Genomic DNA, 16,099 nt, shown 5'->3' on the forward strand with positions numbered 1-16,099 from the left:
GGAACCATATGGCAGGCGACACCGTCATCACCGTCATCGGAAACTTGACGGCTGATCCGGAGCTTCGATTCACCCCCGCGGGTGCCGCGGTCGCGAACTTCACTGTCGCGTCCACGCCCCGCACCTTCGACCGTCAGACCAATGAATGGAAAGACGGCGAAGCGCTGTTTCTGCGTTGCAACATCTGGCGCGAGGCAGCCGAGAACGTCGCGGAGAGCTTGACCCGTGGCTCGCGAGTGATCGTGAGCGGCCGGCTCAAGCAGCGTTCGTACGAAACTCGTGAAGGTGAAAAGCGCACTGTCGTCGAGCTCGAGGTCGACGAGATCGGCCCCTCGCTGAGGTACGCCACGGCCAAGGTCAACAAGGCCAACCGTGGTGGCGGCAGCGGCGGTGGCTTCGGTTCCTCCGGCGGATCGGGCGGCGGACGTCCGCAATCCAACACCGGCGGAGATGATCCGTGGGGCAGTGCGCCGCAGGCGTCCGGCTCCTTCGGAGGCTCTGGTGGCGGGAGCGACGAACCCCCGTTCTGATCCGTACCTGATCGGAACATCCAGAAAAGAGCAAACTAATGCCGAAGCCGCCCTTGCGCGACAAGGTAATGAAGAAGAAGATCTGCATCTTCTGCAAAGAGAAGAACACGCAGATCAACTACAAGGACACGACGCTTCTGCGTAAGTACGTCAGCGACCGCGGCAAGATCCGCGCGCGCCGTGTCACCGGCAACTGCGTCCAGCACCAACGCGACGTTGCCATTGCCGTCAAGAACTCACGTGAGGTGGCGTTGCTGCCTTACGCCACCGTGGCTCGCTAAGGAAAGGGAGGAAAGACATGAAGCTCATCCTCACCGCTGACGTGGACAACCTCGGTGCGCCTGGCGACACCGTCGAGGTCAAGGACGGCTACGGCCGCAACTACCTGCTGCCCCGCGGCCTGGCCATCGTCGCCACCCGTGGCGCCGAGAAGCAGGTCGAAGGCATCCGTCGTGCGCAGGAAGCCCGCGCCGTGCGCGGACTCGACCACGCCAAGGAGCTGAAGGACGCCATCGAGGGCCTCGAGAACGTCTCGCTGTCGGTCAAGACCGCCGGTGACTCGGGCAAGCTCTTCGGTTCGGTTACCGCCGCCGACGTCGCCGGTGCCATCAAGGCCGCCGGTGGACCCGTCGTCGACAAGCGCAGCCTGGAGCTGCCGAAGGCTCACATCAAGGCGACCGGCAAGCACGCCATCGTCGTGAACCTGCACCCCGACGTGGTTGCGAAGTTCCACCTGAACGTCGTCGGCGCCTAGTCGACTCGTTTACTCACAGGCCCCCCGGACGCCTCGGCGTGTGGGGGGTCTGTGCTTGTCGATTCCGGCTTGCAGCCGCCCTCTCGAGCCCGGTTTTCACCGGTGTGAAGCACGCAGAGGAGCGGCTTCCAGCTGTGTCTGGAAGTTAGCCGCCCCGCCGACGATCTGTGAGGTGAATCATATTGCCACGCAGGGGCGACCAACTCAACACGCCCGAGTCGTCAACGCGAAAGACACGCCGAACGGGTTTTCATCCACAGTGGTGAGAATCTAAAAAACGGCCCTGATCTGGGTCTTTGGGATTGTGAAATGCACTTATCCTCAGGTTATCCCCATGGGGTTAACAAACGTACCCAGCAGTTTCCACAATTTGTCCCCAACTGTGTACACAGGCTGGTTTGAACGGCGGGTAGCTAATCCCTAACGTCGTCCCGGCGTGTCTCGCGATCACGACGCCGGCTGCCGCGAAGAGCCTGCGAAGGTTGTCGGTAGGGGCGAGTACAAAGAGTTCGGGGCACCAACACCGGGAAGCATTTTCCGGGGTGGCGCAACAGTGATGGGGAAGGTCGGTCGAGTGGCTGTAGTAGACGATCGGGGCCGTTCCGAATACCCGGGTCCGCCTGACGCGGAGCCCGGCGAAGAGTTCGGCCGGCAGCCACCTCAGGACATGGCGGCGGAGCAGTCGGTGCTCGGCGGCATGCTCCTCAGCAAGGACGCCATCGCGGACGTGCTCGAGGTGCTCCGTCCCGGCGACTTCTACCGTCCCGCGCATCAGTCGGTGTACGACGTGATCCTGGACCTCTACAGCCGCGGTGAGCCCGCCGACCCGGTCACGGTGTCCGCGGAACTGGACCGTCGTGGCGAGCTCCGCCGCATCGGTGGAGCGCCCTATCTGGTGACGCTCACCCAGACGGTGCCCACCGCCGCCAACGCCGGTTACTACGCCGAGATCGTGGCGGAGAAAGCCATCCTGCGTCGCCTCGTCGACGCCGGCACCCGCATCGTCCAGTACGGCTACACCGGCGCCGACGGTCAGGACGTCGCCGAGGTCGTCGATCGCGCGCAGGCCGAGATCTTCGAGGTCACCGAACGCCGCACCACCGAGGACTTCGTCCCCCTCGAAGAGCTCCTGCAGCCCACGATGGACGAGATCGACTCCATCGCCAGCCGCGGCGGCATCTCCCTCGGTGTGCCCACCGGCTTCGTCGAACTCGACGAGATCACCAACGGCCTCCACCCCGGCCAGATGATCATCGTCGCGGCCCGACCCGGTGTGGGCAAGGCGCTGGCCCTCGACACTCCCCTCGCCACGCCCACCGGCTGGACCACCATGGGTGATGTCCAGGTCGGCGATCACCTCATCGACGCCGACGGCAAGCCCACCCGAGTCGTCGCTGCCACCGACGTCATGGTCGGCAGGCCCTGTTACGAGGTGGAATTCTCGGACGGCACCGTCCTCGTCGCCGACGAGCAGCATCAGTGGTTGACGGACGTCGACGGCCAGGCTGCCGTCCGCACCACAGCTCACATCGCCGGTTCGGTAGATCGCGGGCATCAGGTCGCGCATACCCGTGCGCTGCAGTTGCCGACGTCGACTGTGCGCGTCGACCCCTACGCGCTGGGTGCTTCGCTCACCGTCCAGGGCATCCCCGATCCTGAAGTGCCGGTCGGTGCGGAGGAACTCACCGTTCCGGCTGGTGCCAAGCGGATCCCGGCGGAACTGTTGCGCGGTTCGGAGTCGGAGCGTCGCGAGTTGCTGGCCGGCCTGCTCGATGTGGCGGGGTCGGTTGTCGACGACGGCTCGGTGCGGTTCGAGACCGCAAACCTTCCGTTGTCGGAGGATGTCGCCGAACTTGTCGTCGGGTTGGGATACGACTGCCGTCGTGTTGACGGTGATGTCACCTTCTGCGCAGATGGAGACGTGTTCCAGCTTCATCGGAAGGCGATCCGGCACAAGGAGCTTCGCGGCGAGGTCAGCGGTTCGCGCCTCATCGTCGCGGTGCGCCCGATCACGAGTGTCCCCGTGCGGTGCGTCGAGGTCGACAACGCCGACCACATGTACCTCGCGGGCCGTTCTATGGTGCCGACCCACAACTCCACGCTCGGCATGGACTTCCTGCGCTCCTGCTCCGTGAAGCACGGCATGGCCAGCGTCATGTTCTCGCTCGAGATGAGCAAGACCGAGATCGTCATGCGTCTGCTGTCGGCGGAGGCGAAGATCAAGCTCGGCGACATGCGCTCCGGAAAGATGACCGACGACGACTGGACGAAGCTCGCCCGCCGTATGAGCGAGATCAGTGAGGCGCCGCTGTTCATCGACGATTCCCCCAACCTCACGATGATGGAGATCCGCGCAAAAGCCCGGCGGCTCAAGCAGAAACACGACATCAAGCTCATCGTGATCGACTACCTGCAGCTGATGAGCTCGGGTAAGAAGGTCGAGTCACGTCAGCAGGAAGTCTCCGAGTTCTCCCGTAGCCTCAAGCTTTTGGCGAAGGAACTCGAAGTGCCCGTGGTCGCGATCTGCCAGTTGAACCGTGGTCCCGAGCAGCGACAGGATAAGCGCCCCCAGGTCGCCGACCTTCGTGAGTCGGGATCGCTCGAGCAGGATGCCGACATGGTCATCCTTCTCTACCGTCCCGACGCCACCGAACGCGACGACCCCCGCGGCGGCGAGGCCGACCTCATCCTCGGTAAGCACCGTAACGGACCCACAGCGACAATCACTGTGGCGCACCAGCTTCACCTGTCCAAGTTCGTCGACATGGCGCGGGGTTAGGCTGCTGCTGGGTGCTGCTGTAGGGTCTCGAGACTCGTGGCCAAATCTCGGATGCGATGGCCACTCGGTGGCCAGTTGGCCAAATGGGTGAGATTGCATTCGATGTGGCTGCGCGGCGGGTCTCGAGAACCGTGGCGGTGCCTCTCTATCTGTCAAGCCGCACTTGCGGTATCCGCCTCGTTTCGTCGGTATCGGCGTTTCTCGTCGGCGAGCATGATGCGCCAGACGTGATCGGATAGGTGCCGTTTGAGGGCGCGCCTCGCCGCTGCGGGCGGTTTGCCTTCATCGATTTTCTTGTCGTAGTACGTTCGGCCGGCGCTGGCGGGCATTCGGGTCTGAACCATGGCGACGGTGTGGAGCGCGCTGTTGAGTTGCCGGTCGCCGTAGCGGGAGAGGCGGTGGCGGTCGGTGTCGGCGCTGGCGATCTGGACCGGTGCCGAACCGTTGTAGTTGGCGTAGGCCGCGGCGGTCGGGAATCTGCTGGCGCGTCCCGTGCGACCGATCAGCCGGGCCGCGGTCACCGCACCGATCCCGTCCACCTCCCGCAGACGGGTGCCGTGCTCGTCGAGCGTATGGGCCATCTGCTTCTCGTTCGCCGCGAGCTGGTCATCGAGGCGGCGGATGTCGGCGATCAGATCCCGGCACAGACCGACGCGAGTTCGGTCGACGCCGCTTCGGGCACGGAAGCCCCGCAGCAGGGTGGTGGCCGAGGCCGCGGTCAGCGAGGTCGGCGCTCCGCCGGCGAACAGCTGTCGCAGCAACGCGTGCAACTGATTGACGAGGCGAGTCCGACTGTTAGACATATTCGTTCGATGTTCGTCGAGCAGCGCCAGGATATCGGTCGGGCCCTCGGGGTCCACCGGGCGGGCGTCGCCCTGCAGGACGGCGACACAGGCCGCTGCGGCGGCGTCGATGCGGTCGTTCTTCCGTCGGCCACCGCGGGAGAGTTGCCGGATCCGGGCGGTGGAGGTGGTCGGGACGTCGAGAACGAGTTCGCCGAGGACCAGTAGCCACTGGGCGAGGTCAGTCCGGCCAGACCCGCGGACACCATGTGGCCGAGTCCCTCGGCGTTCTCGACCGCCCATTTGCGGGTCGGCCAGGTCTTGGCCCAGTCGATCAGCGTCTTGTAACCGGTGCGGGTGGCGTCGATGCGGATCGAGCCGAGGTCGGTGTTGGTGGCCGGGTCGACCGCGGTGGCAGTGTGGCTGGACTTGTGGGGATCGATGCCGATGACGATCATGGAAGGCGGTTCCCTTCTCTGCTGGATTGGGGGAATCCGCGGAGGACAATCCGACTTCAAGTACCTCTCACAGCAGCTTGGGGTCACGCCTCCCTTAAGTCACTCCGCGAACGCAGGCCGGAAGGGGCCGACACACCGCCACGAAGTCAACCCGCAGGATGGGGTGACAGGAATCTCACGAGTCAACCCTTCCGGTCTGCTACGGCACATTACAAGCAGCTAACCCGGACCACGGACCGCTGACACGACCATAAGTCGGAATCTCACGGCGGGTGGCGAGCCGTGGCGGATCTCCGCCATCGTGCTGCGGCACGCCATTTCAATCGGCTCACCGAATCGCCACTAACCGCCGCGGCGGCGTGATTCTGATCGTTCGGGGTCCCGATTGGCGCCCCGAAAGCGTCTCGGTCAACGACCCCGCTTCCGGAGACGTGCCGATCAACGTTCCCCAACCGGGAGTCCCGAGGCAGGCGACGATCGCAGTGCTCGATCGAAACCGCCTGAGGACTTGGTGACACGAAGGAGTTGACGTGCAAAACCCAGAGGGTCACGAGCCGTCTCGCCGCATTGGGCACAGTTTTGTGGGCGATAGCCAACCGTCACGAGCTGGATGACCTCGCTCTTGCATCAGCGAACGGGGCGGAGCTAGTCGCTGAACTACAGCGCCTCCATGGTTTCACTGACGAACGGTGTGGCTTCGTCGTCACCTCGTCTGCCAGAGTTCTGACTCAGCAGTATCGGAACAAGATCGCGGCGGAGCGCGAAGAAGTGCTGAAAGACCTGCGCGACTAGGGAGACAACCGTGCGGCCCGAGCGCCCGAGCTGACGAGCCCCTGCCGGGCGAGGCGTTATCGGGTAGGCGTCGGGCAAATCGGTGGGGGCCATTTGATCGTCGACCCCTTGCGGAGCGGTACCTAACCAGTGTTGCGCCGCGCGGTGACATGGCGTTGCCCGAGATCTCTCCGCTAACGGATCCCTCACCGGTTGTCGATCCGCTTACGGGATCGCCACCACTCCTGACGTGGTTGGGGCGTCCTGATCGCCCGTCGCGGCAGGGCACCGGTACAGCCAGTTCGCTCCGTAACGGCTGAGGAAATGCCAGGGAGTTGAGGCGGATTGCTGTGGCCTTCCCGTGAGACACAGGCAAAGCCGCAGGTCGCAACTTCTGGAAATGTCACCGGCAGCGAGACCCTATAGCTGCTGCGCTGCTGCTGTAGGTTCCGGAGCTAGATGAGAAGCGGACGAGCGACTTCGGCGGCACTGAGTGCCGAACTGCGATTCGAGCGCGGGTAGATCGAGATCTGACTTCTCGTGCCCGCGTATCTCGGGAAGGTCAAGGAAACCCGGGCCGTACGACAGTGGGCCGACGGCACACGCGCCATCAACAACGAAACCGGCGACCTCAGCGACGTCGGTCCGAAGGTCCTCGCGGCGGCACGTCAGTTCGTCGGCGCTGCAGGGTGACTCGGCAATACTAGAGTTGGCAATGCTGTGTACCTTCTCGCGTGGTGGCGGACCGTCGCCGATGGAGAATGGGCATCGTTCCCACCTCAGCAGAACGGCCCAGCGGAGGCCAGTTCCTCGCCGCTCGGGGATCCACCACCGGGGACTCACCCTTCTGCTCCGGCGGTACGGCCAGCGACACGCACGGGTACTGGCACAGCAACATGCCCAGACGCGGCCGCTACTCGAGCCATCTCGTTGTCGTCCCGCACGATCTTTCGAAACCCGGGTTTGACCGCAGCTTTGCGGCATAGCATGTCGAGATCCCAGCCCCGGCTCCGTCCCAGCATCGAATCGGCAAGGCGACAATTGGAGGATGGATCCATGGCACATGTACAACGTTTCGACCACATCGGCATTACCGTCGCGGACCTCGAGTCGGTAGCGGCGTTCTTCGTCGGACTAGGTCTCGAGGTCGAGGGCACCGGATCCGTGGAGGGCGAGTTCGTGGAGACCGTCTGCGGCATCCCCGGCGCGCACTGTGAGATCGTGATGCTGCGGCCACCCGACGGAGGGTCCCGGCTGGAGCTCGCGGCCTTCGTCACGCCCGACCACGTGCCCGGATCGCCCACGGCGATGGCCAATGAGCTTGGGCTGCGCAACGTGTCCTTCGAGGTCGGCGACCTCCAGTCGGCCGTCGACGCGGTGGCTGCGGATGGGTACGGGCTCATCGGCGGCATCGGCGAGTACGAGAACAGCGTGCGAATGGCCTACGTGCGTGGGCCCGAAGGGATCATCGTGTCCCTGTTCGAGCAGATCGGCTGACGCGCGAGCGTTACCCAATCCGTCGCCATGGACGCGGCGTGGCTCGACAACGTTACAGAATGCCCGTCTGTAGCCGTCCCGTGCGCCGATGTCGCCCGAGACGCCCGGTGGTTGCTGGACACCTCGACGACGATCCTGACCACAAGGCTCACCGGATTCCGCCGGGGGTTTCGCCTGAGGAGCACTTACGCCCATTGTGCCCTGACGACTGAGAGGGCCGATCAACCGATTGTGCCCTGACGACTGAGAGGGCCGATCAACCGATCCGCAGCGGACGTCCAGGCCTGTTCACAGACAGCGAGTCGCCCACCCGTGCGGACATCGGCTGAGAGGGGCAACGACGATCTGCGATGCTGATCAGACAACAGCGGAACACTTGAAGAGGCTGGAGATGACCGAAGCCCCGAGCAACGGCTCCACATCAGGTGACGAAGCGGTGACTGTTCGTGCCGAAGCGATCCGGACCGCGGCAATCAGCGCGGCACCGAAGCACAGACGGCTGCTGCAATCGGCCAGTGGTGGTCCGCATCCTCAGCGCAATCATGCTCCGGGTCTTCGCTATCTTCACACCCCCTGGGCACGGGTGCTCACGACGACCGGACGCAAGACCGGCCAGCAGCGCCGGAACTACGTTCGTGCGATCCGGCGCCACGACAAGGTGTACGTCGTAATGCTCCGCCCTCCCGCATTGGCAATCGAGAGACCCCTGGCCGTCTCGTCCTGGGTGTGGAACATGCGAGGCAACCCGAACATTCGCCTGCGACTGCGGCGCCGAACCTGTGCCGGTGTCGCGCGAGAGATCAGTGACCCGACCGAGCTGCAACAGGCACCAGAGGCAATCTGCGAGACAGTGCACCTCATCGACTACGGCGAGTGCCGTCTTCATCTGCGCGGCCGCCCTTCCCGGACCAAGATCAAGGATCTGCACCGCTACTGGTTCGACACCGGCATCCCACTCGTAATCGAACTCGCGGAGTAGGTGAGGTATCGGTGGCAGGGGCGCCCGCACGCTGCCGCCGATACCTCGTGAAGTACGGGGCACGAACCAGGACCCGGGACGAATCGGACGGACGTCGAGCCTCCAGGTGGTCCGCAAGAGGTTCTGTCACCGTCCGAACCCGCTGCGCGACAGGGGATCGAAGTACACCCTGGTCGCGTGACTTCGGGGATGCCGACGACACGAGGTCGGCCAGTAGCCGGGCGTCGCGGTCTACGGCCCAGACGTGGGCACCTTCGTCGGCGAGTCTTTCAGCGGTGGCGATCTGTCGATCATCGCCGGTCAGGCGTCTACACCGCTGTTGCCGCAACCGCGTCCGGTTCCAACCGGGAGTACGTGAACTCGCTCGGCGCTGACGAGTTCGTCGACTACCGCGAGCAGAGGTTCGAGACGTCGGTGGCGCCGGTGCATGCCGTGATCGACACGGTCGGCGGCACCGTCCAACAGCGGTCCCTCGACGTGTTGAGCCAGACGGGGTTCTCGTCGCTCTGCCAGCGGAGGTCCCGGACGAGGTCAAGGCCGAAGCCGAGCGACGCGGTATACGGATGCGATACTTCAGCGTCGAACCGAACGCTGACACGCTGACCAAGATCTCCCGGCTCGTCGCTGACGGCAGAGTGCGGCCCATGGTCAGCTCGGTGTATCCCCTCGCCGAGGCTCGAGCTGCCCACAAAGAGGGCCGGGCAGGACACGTCCGAGGGAAGCTGGTCCTCGACGCGACCACGGTTGCTTCCTGACCAGCGTGCTTCGGGACGGGTGCCGACTGCTTCCCGAAATGCGCTGGGCGCCTATCTCGCCCGGTTGAAGTTCGGCTTCCGGACGTAGGTGAGCGCCGGATTCTGTCGGCTGCGCCCGACGGCGGCTTACGGTGCGGAAGCCACCTGTTGGACGATCCTGTCGTCGGCTCGAACCATTGACTCGAAAGTGTGTGGCGCTCCTCACCTTTGTGTGGGTAGTTTTGGATTAATTCCTCCGAGCGTCAGGTAGATCATCGAGGTCAGCGATTCAGCGGAATGGTGTCCGTAGCCGCGAGCGTTGATGAGTCTGATCTTTGAGTTGATACCTTCGATGAGGCCGTTTGAGATGCCGAGTTCTACTGCTGCGATGATTCCGTCGTAGTGCTTGTGGATCTGTTGGGCGAGCATTGTGAATGCCGGGATTCCGCTGTGTGCGGCGTCGTCGATCCATGCGCGTAGATGTCGTTTGGCACGTGAGGGTTTGACGGTGCGGAACAAGTCCCGCATTTGCTCTTTCAGTCGCCATGCGTGCCCGACCTGCTGATCCTGACCTGTGAGCGTGTCGACCAGGGCGCGGCGCTGGTCGGTGAGTCGTTCGGCGCCGGTTCGCAACGCGATGCGGACTTTGCGCCAGCTACCGCTCGAGAGCTCTATTCTGCGGCGGTTGGCCGAGGAAGCCTCGGAGAACACTCGGTCCAACGCCCGGTTTACCCACTGCATGACATGGAATGGGTCGAAACAGATACGGGCGTTTGGTACGTGCTCCTCGGTGGCGACGCGATATGCCTTCGATCCGTCCATCGATACCGACTCGATCGAGTCGAGATCTGACTCCTGTTGCTGCTCATAAAAGGCCGCGAGTGATTCGGTGCTCCGCCCGGGTTCGATATGCACCACGGTCTTGGTGTCGTGGTCGCCGATAACAGTCAAATACTTGTGCGGGTGTCGGTAGCAGATTTCGTCGACGCCGATGCGGTAGATCGCCCCGAGTCGGCGACTGTCGATCAGTTCGTCGACGGTGCGGTTGATGATTGCGGTGACCGTTTCCCACGCGCAGCGCATCAACGTCGCGACGGAGGTGCGGTCGGTGCGGGCGGCGAGCCACAGGATGGTGTCTTCGAAGTCTCGGGTGTGCCGGGCGGTGGGCCGCGCCCACGGCACCTGTTCGGTGCGCACCCCGCAGTCGGGGCAGTCGATGCGGCGGATCTCGTAGACCAACCACAGGCGGTGGGTGCCGAGGTCAAGGTGTCGCCAACGGCGAGTGGACCGGTCATATGTTGCCGACGAGATATACCCGCAGGGACACTGGAGTCGGCGGGCGCGCAGGCGGACTTCGACCTTGACATCGCTGTCTGTGATCGACACCGCGGACACCGATGCACCGGGGATCTTCAAGAGACGGTTAAATGCAGTACTGACGCGCACGTGTAGCGGGCCTCCGGGTTGAGGTAGGTGTGGTAACCCCGAAACCTAGAGGTGCTGCACGTGCGCGTCCCTCATCTCACCGGTGAAACGCCGAACAGTGCGGCCAACAACACAACCCACCCTGAACAGCAGAAATGGCGCCCACAGAAACCCGAGGAGCGCCAAGTGTGTTCGAACTAGAATTCAAGGATGGGGCTCGGGGGAGATATCCAGGGGGCGTTGTCGGACGAGATTCTGGCGACCGCGGTCGGTGATGCGTGGCGTCTGGCCGAGGTGGAGTTGCTCGATTCGGTCGTTCGTATCTCGGAGGAGATTCAGCGGCTCGAAGCCTTGCGCGTCAAGCTCGTCGGGGCCGTCGACCACCGCTGCAAGGTCGATGTGCTGGGGTTTCCGAACGCCAAGATGTGGCTGGCTTCCAAGACGTTGCTCGAGGTGGGCGCGGCGGGGCGAATCGTGCTGTTGGGCCGAGGTTTGCGTCTCCAACCGGAGATCGCGGACGAGTACTTCGACACCAACATTTCGGCGGAGCACGCAGCGCTGATCGTGAAGTTCTGCGAACGGCCACCCAAGGGTATGCCGCTCGAAGCGTTGGATGACTGCCGAAATGCGTTGCTGTTCGCCGCAACCGGTCCCACCGCGAACACGGACGCGGTGCGCGCCGTCATTGCCAGGTTGGAGCGCGCCTTCGAGTCCGACGATCCGCCGCCCAGTGAAGACACCGACCTCAACGAGTTCCACGCATCCAAGACGCTCAACGGCCGTGTCGCCGTCAGGGGCGACCTGGATGCCGTGACCGGTGAGATGCTGCTGTCGGCGCTCTCCGGATTGTCCAAGCCACGGCCCGCGCAGGACGGAACCAAGGACCCCCGCACTCCCGGGCAGCGGCGGGCCGATGGGTTCACCGAACTCCTGCGCCGCTATCTCGACTCCGGGGTCGCGGGCGAAGAAGGCGGCGAACGACCGCACGTCTCCGTCCACGTCAATGCCACGGATCTCGCCGTCCACACCGACTGCAGTGCACGAGCACAGCAGGATGCCGCTTCGTCCGACGACTCGCTCTTCGCCGTCGATGGGGTGGCGTGGACCGAGTGGATGGGGCCGCTGAGTCTCAGGGCAGCCCGGCTTCTCAGCTGCGATTCGATCTACACGCCGATCGTGCTCGACGACAACGGAGCGCCACTCGACCTCGGCATCTCCACCCGGACAGTCACGAAGAGGCAGCGAAAAGCGTTGGTGGCGCGGGATCGAGGATGCGCGTTCCCCGGGTGTGGTGCGCCGCCGTCCTGGTGCGAAGGTCACCACATCATCCACTGGTCCGCGGGCGGGCCGTCCGACATGGGCAACCTGGTGCTGCTCTGCGGATTCCACCACCGGCTGCTGCACCACAGTGACTGGGAGATAGAGATGGGAGCCGACCGGCACCCCACGTTCATCCCACCCCGGCAGGTCGACTGGGAACGAAACCCGATACCGGCGCACAACCGGGCCCGGCCCCGAGCATCCTGACCACGCGACACGGCGCACGCCGACTCGGTGACAGGACAAATCCTGTCGCCGAGCCGGCATGCCGTCGTGGCGGGGTCCGCCGGCCATCTGTGGGAGTACTGGATCGGTCGGCTGCGGCAGCCGGCACCGGCGCGATCGGTCCGCAGGTACAGCCCAGCGGACCGAGTGCGCTTCCCTGCGGTTGTGTCCGTTCCCCGACACGCGGGTAGGTGGTAATTCTTCGGCCAGGATGCGGCCGCCATAGCTGTCGCGTCCAATCGCGCGGACCCCACTGCGTCGATTACCGCCGAGGTGACTTGTGCGCAGCAGGGCAGGCGGATGCTCACCGCTGACGACATGTCCGCCCCTAAGAAATGAAACAAACCGATTGGCCCGTTTTCTGGTAACGTCTGCGTCGTCATGGTGGTCACATGACGACGCGGACGTCTCGGGCACACGAGTCGGTTCACGCGAGGGGTGGAGTGCAGGTGTCGCCTGAGCTGCTGGTTGGGCGGCACCTGCACCCAACGCGCTCGCACACGCCGAAACGCACCGCTCTGGCAGGACGGCAACGCGCTGACCGTCGCGGCGCACCTGGAGTGGGCGGGCCGGTGTCCACATTCCCGCGGGCGGGTGCACTCGGCGAAACAGTGCATTCACGCCACCGTTGGGACGACAATTCGAAGATGAACTCCACCACCGAGGAACAGCACATCAGCGTGGTGCGACAACGCCTGGCGGCACGATTTCCGACCATCGATTCCGGAGTGATCAACCAGGCGATCGACACCGCGCACCACCAGTTCGACGGACGACCAGTACGTGACTTCGTTCCGTTGCTCGTCGAACGCGCTGCTCTCAGGTCCCTCACTGACGACACCTAGCGCACGGGTTCGGTGCTGGGCTCGCTCCCGACGCGGAGGCACTGGTCGGCCGCAACATCTCGACATACGGGACCCCGCCGAGCCGCTGGTGTCGGTTCGGCACCGACGTCAGCGAGGCGGGGTCGAGGTGTCGCATCCTGATGGGTCGACGTCGGTTGCCGCGACACTCCCTCAGCGTAAGCGTCGCCCAGAAGTGTGGGAGAGAAAGCGACCGGGAAGTCTGGGTGAACGTTCTCGGGCGCCTCGGTGGTCGAACTCCCGGTGCGGCTACGACTGACCCGCTCCGCGCTTGCCGCCGTCGACCGCCCTCGTCCGGCCCATCGTGCGACGAAATACCAGGTCAGCTGTGGTGGACTGCACGAAACGCTCGTGAACTTCTGAACAACACGAAGACGTCGAGGGGCTCGAGTGGTTACTCTCTGCCTGCTTTTTCGTATCGGTTGCAGTACGTACTGAATGGGGATCGGCATGACGAACATCAGCACAGCTCGGCCCGGATACAAACCCTTCACCCGCCTGGCGGCGGTCGGTCCCGACGCCGCGGAGTTCGAGGGCACACAGCTCACCGTCGGATACCAGATCGGTTACCCGGTTGCGCTGGCCGGTGCGACCATCGTCCTCAATTCGCCCGGCCTCGGGTTCGCGATCGGGTCGGACACCGGAATCGACCTGGGGCTCGTCCCCGACTTCACGCTGGATCTGAGTGCGGGGACCAACGCGGAGCTGGCGGGTGACATCATCCCGTCGCAGGAGCTGGACATCGACCTGGAGCCGGGAGGTATCACCGAGGTCCCGCTGCTCGAGGGTCAGGAGTTCGACGGACCCGAGGCGCTGGTGCGGATGCAGGGCGTTCACGGTTCCATCTCCGGAGCGATCGGACCGGTCACCATCCGACCGTATGCGAAGGCTGTCACAGCCAACGGTGACACCGTCATGACCTACGGTGTGCCGCAGAAGCTCAACTGACCGGTGCTGGAACAGGTTCCGTAGAATGCAACGGGTCGCCATCCCGATCGTGGATGGCGACCCGGCGCGGTTGTTCGCCTGGCGCGACAACGCCTACGACGCCACTAGTTCCTGGATCTTTTCGCGGGCAGCCCGCTCGATGAGCAGGAGCACGAAGTCGTGTACCTTCCGGTCCGCGAAGCGGCTGTGCGCAGAGCGTACAACCTCGTCGATGGTGTCCCGGGAGACATCCGGGTACCGAAACTGGAGGCCGTCGATGACCCTGGTGAGATGGAGCCGCTCTTCATCGTTCCGCCGAATTCGGCGATGGGGTCAAGCCGCACCGAAGTCACCGGTTCGCCTCGTTCTCGGCGGGTCCCGCTCTGGCCGAGACGCTGTTCACACCGCGGGTCGGGTCGCTGACATGGGCAAACGCACCGCAAGCCAGGGCCTGCCGCTCCCGTCAGAAGCACGCGTCACGGGGGATGCAAGAACTGGTGTGCGCGAATCTGTGACGAAGGGCATCACCGGAGCGGATCGTCGAGAATGGTCAACTTGCACCGGCCGACGGAGGCCGCACGATGTCGGCGCCGGGTCGCCTGCCGCTTTCGACCCCTCACCTTGACTCGTGACAGAACTGCCGGAGTCGGTGAAGGCTCGCTGAGCGAAAGTAGCTAATCGTCAATCATTTCCACTGCGCTTGGCGATTGTCCCATCGGCCACGCGACAGCGGACGTGCGGAAATTCCTATCGCGCGGGCCTACTCCTCCTATCGTCGCTGCATGCCACCGCCCCGGCGCGGTCGGGACGGGAGTTCGGGGCGCGGTGTTCACCGCACCGTCACCCCCGGCTGCTGAGGTGTCTCCGGGAAACACGGAACAACCGAGGAGATGCGGGTGGCGCGAATAGGACTCGAAGGTGTGTCGAAACAGTTCGGCACCGCGCAGGTAGTGCGTGATGTCGACCTCGACATCGCCGACGGAGAGTTCATGGTTCTGCTCGGGCCGAGCGGGTGCGGGAAGTCGACGCTGCTGCGTCTGATCGCCGGCCTCGAGAGCCCGTCGTCGGGCCGCATCCTATTGGGCGAGAACGACATCACCAGGACACCACCCCGACAGCGGGACGTTGCGATGGTGTTCCAAAGCTATGCCTTATACCCGCATTTGACCGTCGCGAAGAACATCGGCTTCCCCTTGCGTGCCCGCAGACGGTCGAAGGACGAGATCCGGGAGCGGATCACCACCGTGGCGTCGGCGCTCGGTCTGCAAGACCACCTGGACCGGCGCCCCGCCCAGCTTTCCGGCGGACAACGCCAGCGGGTGGCGCTGGCCCGGGCGATGGTTCGCGACCCCGGGGCGTTCCTGATGGACGAGCCGCTGTCGAATCTCGATGCCGCGTTGCGTAGCGCGACCCGCACCGAGCTCATCGACCTGCACCACCGGCTGAGATCGACATTCCTGTACGTCACCCACGACCAGGTCGAGGCGATGACGATGGCGACACGAATCGCACTGCTGAACAACGGAAGGATCGAGCAGGTCGGTACGCCGACCGAACTGTACGACACTCCGCGTTCGACGTTCGTCGCCGCCTTCCTCGGCGCGCCACCGATGAACCTGTTCGACGCAACGGTGATCGCGCGGGCCGGGGAACTGCACTTCGTCGCCGACGGCGTCGACGCACCCCTCGGGCTGTCCGCCGGGTCGGCGATCGGACCGCAGAAGGTGACCGCCGGCATCCGGCCGGAACGCATCCGGCTGAACGGCACCGATGTCCAGCTTCGCGGTGTCGTCACCGCCTCGGAGAACCTGGGCAGCGAAGAGATCCTGCACGTCACCGTGGGCGGCACCGTCATTCGCGTCCGCGCTTCACGCCCGGTTGCCGCGCAGGTCGGCGACGCCGCCGCGTTGAGTGTCAGCCCCGAGGACATTCAACTGTTCGACTCCGGGACCGGCCGCCGGCTGGTCTGGCACGTTCCCCACGAGCACGGGGCATTGCCACGCGATGCCTCGCTGTCGGTGGCATGAGCGCCGGCACGGTTCACGAGCCCCCACA

General features: G+C 64.6%; 14 protein-coding genes and 2 pseudogenes. 13 read left to right on the plus strand and 3 right to left on the minus strand.

Features of this window, described 5'->3' with window-relative positions:
• Window positions 1-8: 8 nt before the first annotated feature.
• From GO592_RS32375 to dnaB, 4 genes are all read left to right on the plus strand, one after another.
• Window positions 9-530 carry a single-stranded DNA-binding protein gene (locus GO592_RS32375; RefSeq protein WP_005249678.1) on the plus strand — a complete coding sequence of 174 codons (522 nt, stop codon included), beginning with the start codon at window positions 9-11 and terminating at the stop codon, window positions 528-530.
• A 38-nt stretch (window positions 531-568) separates the two neighbouring features.
• On the plus strand, window positions 569-811 hold the full coding sequence (gene rpsR / locus GO592_RS32380) for a 30S ribosomal protein S18 (protein ID WP_005249686.1): 243 nt from the start codon (window positions 569-571) through the stop codon (window positions 809-811).
• 17 nt (window positions 812-828) lie between these two features.
• Window positions 829-1,284, plus strand: coding sequence for a 50S ribosomal protein L9 (gene rplI, locus GO592_RS32385; protein WP_005249695.1), 456 nt, complete (start codon window positions 829-831; stop codon window positions 1,282-1,284).
• A 574-nt stretch (window positions 1,285-1,858) separates the two neighbouring features.
• The gene (gene dnaB, locus GO592_RS32390; RefSeq protein WP_202715042.1) at window positions 1,859-4,063 is read left to right on the plus strand and encodes a replicative DNA helicase; all 2,205 of its coding nucleotides are present in this window, start codon (window positions 1,859-1,861) and stop codon (window positions 4,061-4,063) included.
• Between the two features lie 152 nt (window positions 4,064-4,215).
• Here the strand turns inward: dnaB and GO592_RS46670 are convergent.
• A pseudogene (locus GO592_RS46670) lies at window positions 4,216-5,303 on the minus strand (IS110 family transposase).
• Window positions 5,304-6,614: 1,311 nt separating this feature from the next.
• Here GO592_RS46670 and GO592_RS32400 point away from each other — a divergent pair.
• From GO592_RS32400 to GO592_RS45975, 5 genes are all read left to right on the plus strand, one after another.
• Entirely contained in the window at window positions 6,615-6,767 is a 153-nt protein-coding gene (locus tag GO592_RS32400) for a hypothetical protein (protein WP_172652061.1), read from the plus strand.
• Window positions 6,768-7,130: 363 nt separating this feature from the next.
• The gene (locus GO592_RS32405) at window positions 7,131-7,571 is read left to right on the plus strand and encodes a VOC family protein (RefSeq protein ID WP_172652060.1); all 441 of its coding nucleotides are present in this window, start codon (window positions 7,131-7,133) and stop codon (window positions 7,569-7,571) included.
• 391 nt (window positions 7,572-7,962) lie between these two features.
• On the plus strand, window positions 7,963-8,550 hold the full coding sequence (locus GO592_RS32410; RefSeq protein WP_237737168.1) for a nitroreductase/quinone reductase family protein: 588 nt from the start codon (window positions 7,963-7,965) through the stop codon (window positions 8,548-8,550).
• Window positions 8,551-8,739: 189 nt separating this feature from the next.
• Window positions 8,740-9,153 carry a zinc-binding dehydrogenase gene (locus GO592_RS32415; protein WP_283236606.1) on the plus strand — a complete coding sequence of 138 codons (414 nt, stop codon included), beginning with the start codon at window positions 8,740-8,742 and terminating at the stop codon, window positions 9,151-9,153.
• Window positions 9,057-9,305: a zinc-binding dehydrogenase gene (locus tag GO592_RS45975; RefSeq protein ID WP_257226429.1), complete on the plus strand. Its 249-nt coding sequence runs from the start codon at window positions 9,057-9,059 to the stop codon at window positions 9,303-9,305. The genes GO592_RS32415 and GO592_RS45975 overlap by 97 nt, the downstream gene beginning before the upstream one ends.
• 201 nt (window positions 9,306-9,506) lie before the next feature.
• Here GO592_RS45975 and GO592_RS32420 read toward each other — a convergent pair whose 3' ends face one another.
• Window positions 9,507-10,730 (minus strand): ISL3 family transposase, encoded by a 1,224-nt coding sequence (locus GO592_RS32420; protein WP_172651615.1) that lies wholly within the window; start codon window positions 10,728-10,730, stop codon window positions 9,507-9,509.
• Window positions 10,731-10,919: 189 nt separating this feature from the next.
• On the opposite strand from GO592_RS32420, the gene GO592_RS32425 reads away from it, so the two are divergent.
• The 3 genes and pseudogenes from GO592_RS32425 to GO592_RS32435 all read left to right on the plus strand — a co-directional run.
• Window positions 10,920-12,236 (plus strand): HNH endonuclease signature motif containing protein, encoded by a 1,317-nt coding sequence (locus GO592_RS32425; RefSeq protein WP_202715043.1) that lies wholly within the window; start codon window positions 10,920-10,922, stop codon window positions 12,234-12,236.
• A 665-nt stretch (window positions 12,237-12,901) separates the two neighbouring features.
• Window positions 12,902-13,099: a three-helix bundle dimerization domain-containing protein gene (locus tag GO592_RS32430; RefSeq protein ID WP_043790384.1), complete on the plus strand. Its 198-nt coding sequence runs from the start codon at window positions 12,902-12,904 to the stop codon at window positions 13,097-13,099.
• Between the two features lie 519 nt (window positions 13,100-13,618).
• Window positions 13,619-14,065 (plus strand): annotated as a pseudogene (locus GO592_RS32435) (MspA family porin); the annotation flags it as partial.
• A 93-nt stretch (window positions 14,066-14,158) separates the two neighbouring features.
• On the opposite strand, the gene GO592_RS46675 reads toward GO592_RS32435, so the two are convergent.
• On the minus strand, window positions 14,159-14,365 hold the full coding sequence (locus GO592_RS46675) for a three-helix bundle dimerization domain-containing protein (protein WP_371737112.1): 207 nt from the start codon (window positions 14,363-14,365) through the stop codon (window positions 14,159-14,161).
• Between the two features lie 575 nt (window positions 14,366-14,940).
• Between GO592_RS46675 and GO592_RS32440 the strand changes: the two genes are divergently transcribed.
• The gene (locus GO592_RS32440) at window positions 14,941-16,071 is read left to right on the plus strand and encodes an ABC transporter ATP-binding protein (protein ID WP_237737169.1); all 1,131 of its coding nucleotides are present in this window, start codon (window positions 14,941-14,943) and stop codon (window positions 16,069-16,071) included.
• Window positions 16,072-16,099 lie beyond the last annotated feature (28 nt).

This window comes from Rhodococcus sp. 21391, from assembly GCF_016772255.1.
In the GTDB taxonomy this organism is placed as follows: Bacteria; Actinomycetota; Actinomycetes; order Mycobacteriales; family Mycobacteriaceae; genus Rhodococcus_F; species Rhodococcus_F opacus.